This window comes from Arachnia propionica, assembly GCF_900637725.1.
In the GTDB taxonomy this organism is placed as follows: domain Bacteria; phylum Actinomycetota; class Actinomycetes; order Propionibacteriales; family Propionibacteriaceae; genus Arachnia; species Arachnia propionica.
Genome location: NZ_LR134406.1, coordinates 2,594,021 through 2,607,468, shown reverse-complemented (window position 1 = coordinate 2,607,468; position 13,448 = coordinate 2,594,021). Strand labels below are relative to the sequence as shown.

At 66.6% G+C, this 13,448-nt stretch carries 9 protein-coding genes; 3 read left to right on the top strand and 6 right to left on the bottom strand.

Features of this window, described 5'->3' with window-relative positions; translation table 11 throughout:
• Positions 1 to 548: 548 nt before the first annotated feature.
• Positions 549 to 1,583 carry a YdcF family protein gene (locus EL272_RS11635; protein WP_073970080.1) on the top strand — a complete coding sequence of 345 codons (1,035 nt, stop codon included), beginning with the start codon at positions 549 to 551 and terminating at the stop codon, positions 1,581 to 1,583.
• Positions 1,584 to 2,262: 679 nt separating this feature from the next.
• Here EL272_RS11635 and EL272_RS11630 read toward each other — a convergent pair.
• Genes EL272_RS11630 through EL272_RS11605 form a run of 6 tightly spaced genes read right to left on the bottom strand, consistent with a single transcriptional unit; the run spans position 2,263 to position 10,586 of the window.
• Positions 2,263 to 3,678 carry an ABC transporter ATP-binding protein gene (locus EL272_RS11630; protein WP_159424561.1) on the bottom strand — a complete coding sequence of 472 codons (1,416 nt, stop codon included), beginning with the start codon at positions 3,676 to 3,678 and terminating at the stop codon, positions 2,263 to 2,265.
• Positions 3,671 to 4,456: an ABC transporter permease subunit gene (locus tag EL272_RS11625; protein WP_061787966.1), complete on the bottom strand. Its 786-nt coding sequence runs from the start codon at positions 4,454 to 4,456 to the stop codon at positions 3,671 to 3,673. Before EL272_RS11625 ends, EL272_RS11630 begins: the two co-directional genes overlap by 8 nt.
• A 1-nt stretch (position 4,457) precedes the next feature.
• A complete protein-coding gene (locus EL272_RS11620) occupies positions 4,458 to 5,438 on the bottom strand; it encodes an ABC transporter permease (protein WP_061787965.1) in 981 nt (326 codons plus the stop codon).
• 7 nt (positions 5,439 to 5,445) lie between these two features.
• The gene (locus EL272_RS11615; protein ID WP_014847401.1) at positions 5,446 to 6,954 is read right to left on the bottom strand and encodes an ABC transporter substrate-binding protein; all 1,509 of its coding nucleotides are present in this window, start codon (positions 6,952 to 6,954) and stop codon (positions 5,446 to 5,448) included.
• Between the two features lie 45 nt (positions 6,955 to 6,999).
• Positions 7,000 to 8,757: an ABC transporter ATP-binding protein gene (locus EL272_RS11610; protein WP_061787964.1), complete on the bottom strand. Its 1,758-nt coding sequence runs from the start codon at positions 8,755 to 8,757 to the stop codon at positions 7,000 to 7,002.
• On the bottom strand, positions 8,754 to 10,586 hold the full coding sequence (locus EL272_RS11605) for an ABC transporter ATP-binding protein (RefSeq protein WP_061787963.1): 1,833 nt from the start codon (positions 10,584 to 10,586) through the stop codon (positions 8,754 to 8,756). Before EL272_RS11605 ends, EL272_RS11610 begins: the two co-directional genes overlap by 4 nt.
• 96 nt (positions 10,587 to 10,682) lie before the next feature.
• Between EL272_RS11605 and EL272_RS11600 the strand changes: the two genes are divergently transcribed.
• The gene (locus EL272_RS11600; RefSeq protein ID WP_041697758.1) at positions 10,683 to 11,342 is read left to right on the top strand and encodes a TetR/AcrR family transcriptional regulator; all 660 of its coding nucleotides are present in this window, start codon (positions 10,683 to 10,685) and stop codon (positions 11,340 to 11,342) included.
• Positions 11,343 to 11,374: 32 nt separating this feature from the next.
• Complete coding sequence (locus EL272_RS11595) at positions 11,375 to 13,435, top strand: PQQ-binding-like beta-propeller repeat protein (RefSeq protein WP_061787962.1); 2,061 nt, start codon at positions 11,375 to 11,377, stop codon at positions 13,433 to 13,435.
• The last annotated feature ends 13 nt before the right edge of the window (positions 13,436 to 13,448 follow it).

Below are 13,448 nucleotides of genomic sequence, written 5' to 3'. Positions count from 1 at the left end.
GTGGAGCCGGGCATGCTGAAAGACGCAGCCCGGCATGGGGGGCCGGGACGGGAGCAGCGACGGGGCGCTCCCGCGGTCAGCGGCTGCGCAGACGCAGCAGAGCAGTGCAGAGGATCAACATGGTGTTCAGCATAGGGAGTCCGCCCTTGAGAGAACCAGCAAAAAGCCGCTGTGGAGGCAAAGATGCGCAGATTTGTATCAGTCCCGCGGTTAGTACAGGGCTCTATGTGCCCCCTGCCCTTCCCCTCCGCTGGTCGATGCGGACCGCTCGCTCCGCATCGCAGGCCAGCTCGGCCAGCGGAGGGATAGCTCAGCCCTCGCTCTCTACGGGAGGCCTCCGTAGTCGCCTCCGAGCCACTTGGTCAGGCCTTTGTGGGGGATCACGAAGCCAGGTGAACAGGTGGCTCCGGGCAGCGGATCCGGGGGTGTCGCACCGGGGAGAGTCTTGCGACCACGGGCTGACCGGCGTCCCTGAGCCCACCCCGAGTGTCCCCGGAACCACGACTCCGGCGGCATGTTCATCCTGAAGATGCGGCTATCGTGCCGGTGTGAATTCGAGCACCCTGATCGGACTGATACTGCTGGTGACCTTACTCATCATGGGGTGGGTGACATGGCGGCGTATCCGCCAGGAACCACGGCGACTGGCCAATGCCGGGTGGATCGCCGTCACCTTGCTGCTCGGCATCCAGGTACTGGCGATCCTCGGTTTCTCGGCCCCACTGTTGGGACTGGGTTTCCTTGTGCTCATGTCGCCCCTGCTGGCCATCGGTTTGGCGGGTTTCCTCATCCTCAATGGTTTGGTCATGCTCCGCAGGGAACGTTTCTCCCTGGCCCACTCGTTGTCCCTGCTCGCCGGTGTCGGGCTGGTTGCGGCAATGGTTGTTTGTATCTTTGTGGTTCTTACCGGGGAGCGACGGGCTTTTCCCGTTCCGACGTTCATCATGCTCACCACCGGTTGGGTGGCGTTGATGTTTTTCTGTTTCGTCGGGTACTCCTGGTTCTATCAGCGTATCGTCCGGAGAATCCATCCGGATTTCATCATGGTGCTGGGTGCCGGGGTTCCTTCCGGGAAGGTCACCCCGCTGCTGGCCGGGCGTATTGACCGGGCTCTTGGGGTGTGGCGGGGTGAGATCAAGGCTGGACGGCGTCCGTTGTTGGTGATGAGTGGCGGGCAGGGTCCTGATGAACCCGTCAGTGAAGCCCGGGCGATGGCTGATTATGCGTTGGAGCAGGGTGTTCCGGAAGCGGCTTTGGTGTTGGAGGATCACTCCACGACCACCCGGGAGAATTTCCAGATGTCGACGGAACTGGTTCGGGCCGAGCCGCGGCTGGGGCCACAGGCAACCGGAGTTGCGGTCACCAGCAACTATCATGCGATGCGTGCCGCATTGTTGGCCCACGACCTGGGCACGGGTATTCAGGTGTTGGGGGCGCGTACCGCGTGGTACTACTGGCCCAGTGCCATGTTGCGGGAGTTCGTGGCGGTGGTGCAGAGATCACCCAGGGCCTACGGGCTGGGCCTGGGCTTGGTGACGGTGCCATTGACATTGCTGGTGACACTGGCCGCCTGGCTGTCCTGACGGAAACCGGGCTGCTAAAGGTTTTGTGGACAGTGACGAAAAACCTTGGATCATGGATTGGGCCGCTGTCTTGGTTTGTTTCCATTCCCGTCAGATTTCATTCGGGACGCGGCACCCGATCGAGGATTGAAACCCGGTGTGAATGCAGTCTCAGCTGCGCTTAAAACCGTTGAAGACATCCACAAGTCGATCACTCGACACCTGAAATGAATTAACGGATCAGGACACTGGGAACTGTCACAGAACTCATGCCCGGCTGCGGAACGGTTGGTGGCCGGGGTCGCAGTCGGCTTCCCGTAACTTCCCAGGGCTTTGAGTTGGGTGGGAAGTTCTTGGGGCCGGGGGATCTTCTTGATGCTGGGGTCGTGTCGAAACCATGGCGAGGGTGTTCGGAGGCCTGCTTGTCGGGTTCCGGGTGGTTTCGACTCGGGTCGCTCGTTCCTCGCGATCCGGCTCAACCAGCTTCAGAGAGGGGGTGTTTGCGTGCTGGCTCAACTGGCTTCGGGAGGGGGGAAGTTGGTTGAGCCGGCTTGCTCGCTCTGCGAGCGGGTCGTGTTGAAACCATGGTGACTTGGGGTTGGGTCTGTTTCTCGGCTGCGGGATGGTTTCGACTCAGCCGTTCGCTTCGCTCACGTGCTGGCTCAACCAGCTTCAGAGAGGGGGTGTTCGCGTGCTGGCTTTAGTCGTTGAGCCTGATTTCCCGGTCGCAGCGGGCGATCACCGCCGGGTCGTGGGTGATCACCAACATGGGGATGCGTTTCCTGACCTCGGCCAGGACCTCGCAGATGGCGTCGCGGGTGGTTGCGTCCAGGCTGGAGGTCACCTCGTCGAGCACCAGCAGCCGAGCCCCCGAAACCAGGACCCGGGCGATCGCGAAGCGCTGCAGCTGGCCTCCCGACAGCTGCCGCGGGCGGCGGGTTTCCCAGCCGGGTGGCAACCCGACCAGCTCGGCCGCCTCTTTGACGCCCGTTCCCGCTCCGCCGAGTCGCACTGCCCTGGTCCGGGCGCGCGCCAGGGACCGCCCGAGCGACCACGCCGGGTTCACCGAGGTCGCGGGGTCCTGCGGTACCCACCCGATCGTCCCGCGCGCTGACCGGGGCCAGTCATCCAGCTTCGCCGGCAGAGCCATCCCGGCAACGGTCACCTCGCCGTCGCGCCGCGGCCAGAGCCCGACGAGGGTCCGCGCCACCGTCGACTTTCCCGAACCGGACGGTCCCGTCAACGCCACCGCCTCCCCTTCGAGAACGTCCAGGTCCAGGCCGGTCACGGGGGGATCTGCCAGCCCGGGCGCGCCCGCCGTCAACGACCGCATGCACAACACGGGCTCCGCGTCCCCTCGCGTTCTGCCGTCCCGCGATGCTCCCGGGCGGTCCGCGGTCACGACCTCCCGCGCCGGGACCCCGTTGGTGAGACGCCCGTAACGCATCTCCACCACCCGGCTGGTCAGGCGCGCCGCCACCGCGGGGTCGTGGGTGATCACCAGCAGCGTGGCGTCCAACTCCGTCATGAGCCGTTCCACCAGACCCAGGGCGGCGTCGACGGCCGACGGGTCGAGCCCGGCGGTCGGTTCGTCGAGCACCAGCAGCTCGGGGCGGCGCGCCAGGGCGCGGGCCAGCGCCACCCGCCGCCGCTGCCCGCCCGACAGCTCCGCCGGGAAACGGTTCAGGAAATCGCGGGTCGTCGGCAGCCCGAAGACCTCCAGGGCCTCGTCGCGGAGCCGCTGAGCATCCCCACTCGATTCCTGCGACAACTCCGTCATCAGGTAACCGATGCGGCAGGTCGGGGTCAGCGCCCCGGCCGGGTCCTGGTCCAGCCGGGCGACGCGGCGCCGCAACCCCCGCAACGTCCCGGGGGAGGCCAACCGGCCATCGGCAACGACGGGCACACCCAGCACCGTCACGTTTCCCGCCGCCAGTTCCAAACCGGGCGCCACCGAACCCAGCAGGGCCAGGGACAGGGTTGATTTCCCGGAGCCGGATTCCCCTACGAGGCCGACCCGCTCGCCCCGGTCCACGGCGAGGGCGGTTCCATCCAGGATCGTCCCGGCGGCCGAACGGATCCGCAGGTCGTCCACCTGCACGGCTGGTTCAGTCACGGCGACCTCCGAGGGCATCGACGAACAGGTTCACGGGCACCGTCAACGCCACCATCGCACCCAACGGGGCCAGCACCGCCCACGGGTTGAGACCCAGCCCGTCGAGGTTCCGCGACACCATCGTCGGCCACAGGAAACCGGACTCGGCGGCGGTGGTGCCGAGGAAGGAAATGGTGGCCATCAGGTAGAGGGCGGTGATCGTCGCCAACCCCAGGTCGGCCAGGACGGGACGCAGCAGCACCGGCACCACCTCCCGGACCAGCGCCACCGATGTCCTGTCGCCTGCCACCCGGGCCTGCTCGAAGAAGGCCGCCCCCAGCAGCGGCTCCGCGGCCGCCCGGTAGTAGCGGGATGTGAACGGCAGGGTCAGGGCAGTTGCGATCGGGATGGTGGCGTACAGCGACGCCCCGGCGCGCTGATAAACCACCAGCGAGGCAACGATCATTGGTGTGACCAGGACGACGTCCAGGACGAACCGCACGAACCAGGCCCCCCGGGCCCGGGTGGCGAGCCACAAACCGGCGGCCAGCCCGACGCCCTGCGAGACCACCGCGGTCAGGAGGGCCGCGATCAGCAGCGCCCGGCCGCCCTCCAGGAGCTGGGGCAGCACCGGCCGTCCCAGGTAGTCGTGCCCCAGCCCGCCCGGGCCACCCGTCGAATAGGCGAAGGCCGTGGTGGCCGCGGAATCCCCGATGGCCGGCGCCAGCCACGGGGCGGCCACGGTGACGAGCACCATCAGCAGGGCGATGCCGCCCCAGATCCTCGCTGAAATGCTCACCTCACACCACCGCAACCATGCGTTCCTGGTGCACCGACAGCGCATCCGCGACGGTGAAGGCCACCACCGCGACCACCATCATCAGCGCCCCCGCGGCCATCACCACCGGCACCTCCCTGTCCCCGACGGCCCGCACCAGCGCGAATCCCAGGCCGGGGAAGGAGGTCACGGTCTCGACCACCACGGCCCCACCCAGCAGGTAGGGGATCGTCTGCGCGAGCAACTGCAGGACGCCGGGAGCCACCGACGGCAGCAGGTGCCTGGACAGCACCCGTCGCCGCGTCAGGCCCGCCAGTTCCGCCTCGCGCACGTAGGGGGCGGCGGCGTGGGTGGCCACCAGGGCCTGGACGCGACGGGTCAAGGACGCGGAACACACCAGCCACAGCGACAGCGCCGGCATCACCAGGCAGACGGGGTTCTCCCACACCGTGCGACCCGCACCGGGAACCGACAGCACCGGCAGCCAGCGGGTCCACACCGCCAGGACGGCCAGCAGCGCGATCGCCACCACGAACTCCGGTATCGCGGCAGCGGCCACCGAGATCCCCGTCAGGAACCGGCTGACCGGATGCCTCGGACGAGCCCCGGTGATGACCGCGACGGGCAGGGTGACCAGCACCAACCCCAGCAGCACCACCGCGGCCAGGCTAAGCGACGCCAGGACCGGTTGCGTGATCGTCTCGGCCACGGGCCGGGACGTGATGAGCGTGGTCCCGGGATCCCCCCGCAGGATGCCCGCCACCCATTCCAGGTAGCGTTCCAGGACGGGCCGGTCCAGGCCCATCCGGGCCCTGGCCGCCTCCACCGCGGCGGCCCCGTTCTTTGAGGCGCTCGCAGTCGCCGCGTCCCCGGGCAGGGCCTGGATCAGCAGGAACAGCAGAAACGAGGCCGCCAGGCACTGGGTCGCGGAGCGCGCCAGCCGCCGCAACAACCAACCGGTGAAGGTGGGTCGCTGCGGCGACGCGTCGATGGTTCTTCCCAAGGCCGGATCAGCCGACCGGGTTGAAGGTGGCCTTCGTCAGCCAGGGAACCGACTGGACGGAGGTGAAGTTCTCCAGCCCGGCCCGGTACGCCGAGACCTGCTTCTGGTAGCCCCAGATCAGGTCACCGCCCTGGTCGTGGATCTCCTTGTTGATCTCGCCCACCAGCTTCTTCTGTTCGGCCGCGTCCAGGGTGGCGGTGGCCTTCGCCAGGTTCTGCTGGATCGTCTCGGAGGTGAAACCGGACAGGTTGAAGGGGTAGTCGGGCATGACCTGGCTGCGGAACTCGGTGATGGGGTTGCGGTTGATCCAGAAGGCGGTCGCCGCCTGCGCCTGGTGCAGCTCCTCCAGGTTGCTGTAGTAGGTCTGCGGGTCGCGTTTGTCGACGGTGACCTGCACCCCCACCTCGGCGAACTCCTGGGCCATCAACTCGGCCGAGGAAACCATGCCCGGCATGACGTCGGCTGCGACGATCGTGAAGGACGTGACCCCCTTCTCCGCGAAGATGCGTTTGGCCTCCTCCTTGTTGGCCACAGTCTGGGCCACATCCTCCGGGTAGTTGTCGTAGCCCTTGCCGAGCATGTCGTTGGCGACCTCACCGGTGGATCCGAGGACGGTGTTGACCAGCTTGTCCCGGTCCACGGCGAGTTTCGCGGCACGCCGCACCTCCGGGTCGTTGAAGGGTGCGACGCGGGTGTTGAGGGCCAGTTCCAGGGCGGACGCGGACTCCAGGGTGGCGTCGGCCACCTTGACGTTGGGAGCCCCGGACAGGGTCGTTAGGGCAGCCGAGTTGAGGCTGGTGGCGAGGTCGATCTCGCCGGTGCGCAGGGCGTTGGCCTGGGCCGTGGAGTCGGGGATCGGCACCATCGTGACCTGCGGGATGGACGGGGTGCCGTCCCAGTACTTGTCGTTGGCGTGCAGCTGGTAGCCGGTGCCGGGGTCCCCCTTGTCGACGACGAAGGGGCCGGCGCCGATACCGGTGAACTTGCCCTTCGGAGCGATGGCGGAGAACATTCCCAGCGAGGATTCGAGGAAATCGGATGCGGGTTTCTTCAGTTTCAGCGTCGCCGTCGACCCGGATGCACTGGAGGCCTCGAAGTCGATGCCGGAGTACAGGGTGGCGTAGCTGGGGGACTGGGCGAAATGGGAGAGGGAATCCAGGACGTCCTGCCCGGTGGCGGCGGTGCCGTCGGAGTAGGTGAGTCCGTCGCGCAGCGTGACGGTCCACTCATCGGCGGTGGCGTTGGGTTCGATGGACTTTGCCAGGGACAGCGCCGCCCCCTTCTTGGTCATGACCGCCAGGGAGTCGTAGACGTTGAACGCCAGCAGCATCGAGCCCGGTGAGGTGGCGGTTACCGGGTCGAGGGAATCAGTCGGCGCGAAGAGCGCCCCGATCCTGACCGGCTGTGAGGGGCCCGAGGCCGACGGGGAGCTGCCACCGGAACCGGATGCGCATCCCGTCAGCCCCAGGGCGGCGGCCACTATGACGGCGCCCAGACGCAATCTCCAAGGTTTCATCGTTTCTGCTTTCTCGTGTCGCTGTTGGTTTTCTCTGTTTCGGATTCAGACCAGGGACCATCCGCTGGCGCTGCTCCGGTACTCCCAGAAGTCGCGGTAGGGGCCATCGACGCCCACCAGGTCATTGTGACGGCCCTGCTGCGCGACCCGGCCGTCGGCCCCCAGCACCACCACCTGGTCGGCGGCGGCGATGGTCTCCAGCTTGTGGGCGATGACGATGAGGGTGGAGGAGCGTCTCAACTCCTCCATGGCGGCCACGATGTTCGCCTCGTTCTCGGCGTCGAGGGCGCTGGTGGCCTCGTCGAGGAGCACGATGGGTGCCCGTTTCAGCAGGGCACGGGCGATGGAGACGCGCTGCCGTTCGCCACCGGACAGGGCCCGGCCGCCCTCACCGACCCGGGTCTCCCAACCACCGGGGAGCCGCTCGACGATCTCCGTCACCCCGGCGAGGTCGGCGGCGTGGCGCACCTCGTCGTCGGTGGCGTCCTGGCGGCCCAGGCGGATGTTGGCTTCCAGGGTGTCGTCGAACAGGTAGACGTCCTGGAAAACCATCGACAGCTGCGACATCAGGTTCTCGGTTGTCAGCTGCTTCACGTCCACCCCGCCGACCCTGAGCTGCCCGGAATCCGTGTCGTAGAACCGCGCGACCAGGCGGGCGATGGTGGTTTTGCCGCTGCCTGAGGGACCGACGAGGGCGCACATCGAACCGCTGGGCACCGTCATTGAGATTCCGCGCAGCACCGGCACGTCGGCCTGGTACCCGAAGTCGACGTCGACCAGTTCGACGCTGCCGCCGGAGGGTGTCTCGGGAGAGGTGTCGGGTTCGGGCAGCACGGGGGAGTCCATGACCTGATCGATGTGGTTCATCATCTGCCGGCGCTCCTCGAAACCGATCATCGTGGCCCCGATGTCGTTCAGCATCGTCATGAACCGCAGGCACATGCCGATGGTGACGATCGCCTGGAGCGGGGCGAGTTGCGACGACAGCGCCAGGGCGGCGGACAGGACGATCATGGAGATCACGATGAGCTGGGCGAAGGCGCCGTTGACCATGTTGCCGGCGGCCTCCCACCAGAAAGCGCGCCGCGAGTCGCGGTGGTTGTTCTCGAACGCCGTCCTGAGGCCCGGCGGGTTCGGTGCGTTGCAGGAACGCAAAGCCCCCTGACAGCGGGAGAACTCGATGATGCGGGCCGCCAGTTCGACCTCGGAGGGTTCGGCGATGGTCTTGCCGTGGTTCAGGAGGCGCCGTCCGATGACGAGACCCAGGGCCAGCACGGGAGCCGCACAGGCCAGCAGCAGACCGAGCCGCCAGTCCCAGAACCAGGCGCCGATCCCGATCACGACGCAGGAGGCCATGTTGACCCGCAGCTTGTACAGGAAGTGCGCCACCGACTCTGACAGGGACATCATCTCCTGACTGGCCATCCGCGACATCCAGCCCGCCGACGACGGATCGAACCAGGACAGGGGCAGCCTCGCGACCTTGTCACCGATGCTGTGATGGACGTTCTGCATGAAACCGAGCGCACCCACGTACCCGGTGCGGGTGCCCATGAAGTCGATGACGAGGGTGACGACGGCGATGACGAGCAGAACCACCAGCCAGCCACCGAAATCCAGTCCCCAACTCGGGGCACCCGTCGTCAGGGCGACGGAGGCGGGGAGCAGGGCCAGCAGCGCGAACCCGGCCAGTGCCCCGGCCGCCACACCAATGGTGAGGCCCGTGGACAACTGCCGCCACTGGGGCGGTGTCATGAGGCGGCGGTAGCGGGGCAGCAGCGCGTTGCGGTTGATGTCGCTCATCGGTGGTCCTCCTCGGCTGAGGCGGCGCGCAGCTCGCCGCTCTGGTGCAGCAACGCCCGGTAGTGGGGTTCGTCGAGCAGCTCCTCGTGGCTGCCGACCGCTCGGATGCGTCCTCGCTCCATCACCACGATCCGGTGGGCTCCCCGGATGGCGGCGGGCCGGTGGGCGATCACCAGCACGGTGCGGCCCTTCACCAAGGTGCTCAGGGCCTGCTGGATCTCGGCCTCGGACTCGGGATCCGCGAAGGCGGTGGCCTCGTCGAGGAGCAGCACGGGGGCGTCGACCAGGAGCGCCCTGGCGATCGCGATCCGCTGCTCCTGCCCGCCGGACAGCGAGGTGTCGGTGCCGATGACGGTGTCGTAACCCTCGGGAAGCGACATCACGAAGTCGTCGATCCTGGCCATTCTCGCGGCCTCCCGGACCTCGTCGATACTCGCCCCCGGACGGCCCAGAGCGATGTTGTCGCGGACGGTGGCCCGCAGCAGCTGAGCGTCCTGAAGCACGAACGAGACGTGCGAGTAGAGGGTCTCCTCGGTCAGCTGCCTCAGGTCAACGCCCCCGAGCCGGATGCTCCCGGAATCCGGGTCAGCGAAACGGGCGATCAGCGTGGCCAGGGTCGACTTGCCGGAACCCGAGGGGCCGAGCAGGGCCGTCACGGTTCCCTCCTCCAGGGTGAGGCTGACGTCGTCGACGGCGAGGGTCTGGCCGTAGGAGAAGGTGACGTGGTCGAGTTCGACGGTGCACCCCTGGGGGACCTGCGAGGTCTCGGGGTAGGGCAGGACCAGGGTGTCGAGGATGTTGCACAGCCGGATCGCCGCGGCCCCGGCCATCTGGTAGGACCAGGAGATCGAGGAGACGACCTGCACGGCACCGGGGAGCACCAACGCGATCAGCGTGGCCGCTAGCACCTTGGGCAACGTGACCACCCCGGCCTGGATCAGCAGGGCCCCGCCCCCCAGGTTCACCACGAGCAGCAGCGGAATGGAGATCCACGCCATGGAGACGCAGCTGATCGATACCAGGGGCAGCGCCCAGGCACGGAAGAACCGGGAGAACTCGTCGGCGGAATCCACGTAGGCGGAGTGCGCCCTACCTACCCGCCCGAAGGCCTTGACCACCGAAATCCCGGCGACGAACTCGGCCATGGTGGAGGAGACCTTCGCCAGTTTCGCGTCCATCTCCGCGGTCTTCTCCGGCATGCCCTTCATGGAGACGGCATAGGTGGCCATGTGCAGCGGGATCGTGGCGATGCTGAGCAGCCCCAGCCGCCAGTCCAGCCAGAACGCAAGGCAGAGCAGGGCCAGCGGGGTCACCACCGCGTTGAGGATCTCGACGGGGCCGTGGGCGATCACGGTGTGGACGGCGCGGGTGTCGTCCTGGACGCCCTTGCGGATCAGGCCCGAGGTCGACTCGGTGAACCACGACAGCGGGGCCCGTGCCAGGCGCTGCGCGATGCCGCGCTGCAACTGGTCGCGCAACCTCAGGTCGGCGACGTGGGTGATGAGCAGGCCGACGAAGTACAGCAGCAGCTGGCCGGAGAAGGCACCGATCAGCAGTCCGATCACCGCCCATGCCCGGTCGGCGTCGACGGCGGTGCCGGCGCTGTGGGCGGCCAGCAGGAGGTCACCGAGCTGGACGAGGGCGAGGTAGGGGGCGGTCGTGAGAATGGCCGAGGCGATCACGAACGCCTGTCCCAGCCGTTGCAGTCCGCGCACCGGGGCGGCCAGGCGCTTGATCGCCGCCTGCCCCTCCTGCGCCTTCCGCTTGTTCTCCGCCCTCGGATCTGCCTGTTGGTCCGGTTCGACGCGTTCAAGTTCCTGCGTCGTCATGAGTTACACCTCGAAAGATTGGGAAATGGTCTTCAGTGTTCAATGAGGCTCACCTTAACGCCACGCTGTGACGTGGGCAACGAGTACGTTAACCGCATGAGATCACACGGGAGGCGCACCGGTCCGAAACCGGGCTTCACCCACGACGACGTCGTCACGGCCGCGTTGGAGATCGGGATCCGGGACTTCACCCTCGCCGGGGTGGCCAAACGCCTGGGGGTCGGCACCCCGGCGCTGTACCGCACCATCGCGTCGCGGGACGACCTGCTGCGTGGCTGTCTGAAACGCCTGGCCGAGGAGAACAGGTTCACCGTCCCCGAATGCGGGTGGCGGGAACTGCTGCGGCACCAGGCCGAGTGGTTGTGGGGTCTGGTGGACCGCCACCCCGGGCTCGCGGAGACGTTCCTGGTGGTCACGTGGGCGCACCACTACTTCGTCCGGGGCATGAAAACCTGCATCGATGCGCTGGTCGAGCGGGGGTTCAGCCCGGACGACGCCGTCTTCGCCGTGGACTTCATCGGCGACACCGTGCTGTGCACCCATCTGGTGATCGAGGCGAACCGTGCGATCCTCCCGGGGGAGGACGGTACGGTTGCGACGGGGCTGGAGGTAGCCGTCGAGAACTTCAACCGGGAGAAGTTCGCCGAGGATTTTCCGGAGCAGCTCGTGCCCAACGAGGGCTGGACGGGCCGGGGTTTCCTGGACCGCAAGATCGAGTTCGTCATCGAGGGCATGGCCCGGCGGGTCGGGGGCTGAGCGATGGGCTGGTCCCGTGGGACGATGTCGGCATGTCCCGGAAAAACAACGACGATGTCGAGCCTGACCTAGAGGACAAGGTCATCGAGACGGAAGCGGATGCTCCTGGGAAGGAAACCCGGACTGGGGAAGTGAAGTCCGGGGATGAAGCGGTCCTGCCTCGGCGCGTCCCGGTTTTCAGGGCGCTTCGGGTCGGGGGAGCGCTCACCGTCCTGGCGGCAGTGGCGCTGGCCTTAGCATGGGCGGGTTCACGTTGGGGGCGCACTGATTCGCATGATTCCACGCCGGTGTGGGTTGTCTGTGCGATTCTGTCCTTCGTCTGGTTTTTCGCCGCCGGGAACGGGAAACGGAGGATCGTCCCGGCGGTAATCGTCGGCCTGGGGTGGGCCGCGATCATCGTCTATCAGCTGCGATCGTGGTGGATGCTCTTTGATAAAACCTCGGTTGGTGCTGCCCTGCTGTTGGCGTGGGCCCTGGGCGCGTTCGGTCTGGGAATCGTCGCCGTCTTCGATCTGTTGCTGCGCGGAATACGTGACCAGCGGGGACTTCCGGAGGGCGGCAGGGGTGATCCCGCTGGGATCATGTTCTCCCGTCATGATGGCAGCAAAGCCGGTTCGGGGATTGCCAGAAGGGCGCGTTGGGTAGCTGTTGCGCTGATTCCCGTCCTCGCGCTGACCGGGGCGACCGTTTCGTTGCGTGCTCTGACGGACTTCCCGGTCCATTCGACCCCATTTTCCCACACCACAGCGGCCATGCCAGAAGGCGCACTACCCGAGTTTCCGGCCACGGTGGGGTCCACGGTTGCCTGGACGAGGGATGTTCCCGATCTGCTCGCCGTCGCCGCAGGCGCGGCAGGTCCGATCATCCTCACCACGGACGGGTTGACGGCGCTGAGACCCGATGGAACCACCCTGTGGACCTATCACAGACAAGCCAAGTACGAAGATCCACTGACCAGTCCTGACGGTCGTCATGTTGTGCTGAGAATGTCGGTTCCCCGAGGCGGGCCCGGCCAAGGGAATGGGCATGATCAGACTGACGCTCCGGCCTACGACAGTTTGACCCTGGTGTTGGATTCCCTAACAGGGCAGGTGACCAGCGAACACCCCACAGGGGGTTCGGGCATTCAACTCACGGATTCTGTTGTTCTGGACGGTGACATCGCCTACGATCTGGCCGATGGCAGCCAACGCTGGACGTTGCCGGATGATTTTGAGGTCGCCAAAAACCACACCAAGTCCGCGGGACATGCCTCCCTGATTCTCGAACGCCGACGGGAAAACAGCGATCGGTCCAACCCTGTCCTGCTCGTTGCCCCCGACACAGATCCGTCAGCTGCCGTCGAGGTGCAGGGCATTCCGGCCGAGGACGCGTGCGGACCATTCGAGGGGATTGTCGTGGCGAATGGGTGGGTCGCACAGTATGCGGAGGCCTTGCCGGAGAGGAAGGAAGCGGATGGTGAGAAGCTTACGGAGAGCGCGACCATGCAGGCCGTCACACTCGATTCTCTGGCGGGACTGGAAACGAGCGCGCCGGTCCCGCTGGGCAGGGCGGCCGGAGTCAACTACCGCGCATCCACTGCATCGGGGACACTCGCCCTCTACCCCGAGTACTCCGTGGACGAAAAAAAGAAAAACTGCGAGATGATCTCCCTGGGGAAATCGGACAAGGCCTGGGTGGGTGCTGTGTTCGATCCCGTTTCCCGTACCACGACTCCCGCATCCCAATACGCGGGTGTGGCAGCAGCCAAAATCGGTGTGACAATCATGCGGGAAGGCGAGACCCTCTCCGGGGCGGTGGTCGTGCAGCCCGGGGACGGCTCCGACGGGGCCACGATTCCCATCGCGCCCGGATCCACCTACCTGTCTTTCGCATCGTATGCTCAATATGGGGGAGGAAGCGGTTCATGCTACCTTCATACTCCTGTCCAACTCGCTGGAAGATGCGGTGGCGTAGATGCCGTATTCAAGAACACACCCGGGGTCACAGTGGTTGTTTTTGACCCAGAAAAAGAGATAGGGGAAGTCTCGTCGTACAGATCGAATTACCGCTCCTATCGCCGCCTGTATGGCCTGACGGGAGGTGTGTCGTGAGATCTGGGAAATC

Coding starts and splice junctions, on each gene's coding strand:
- EL272_RS11615 (WP_014847401.1), bottom strand. CDS start 6,954: ATGAAACCTTGGAGATTGCGTCTGGGCGCCGTCATAGTGGCCGCCGCC.
- EL272_RS11610 (WP_061787964.1), bottom strand. CDS start 8,757: ATGAGCGACATCAACCGCAACGCGCTGCTGCCCCGCTACCGCCGCCTC.
- EL272_RS11605 (WP_061787963.1), bottom strand. CDS start 10,586: ATGACGACGCAGGAACTTGAACGCGTCGAACCGGACCAACAGGCAGAT.
- EL272_RS11600 (WP_041697758.1), top strand. CDS start 10,683: ATGAGATCACACGGGAGGCGCACCGGTCCGAAACCGGGCTTCACCCAC.
- EL272_RS11595 (WP_061787962.1), top strand. CDS start 11,375: ATGTCCCGGAAAAACAACGACGATGTCGAGCCTGACCTAGAGGACAAG.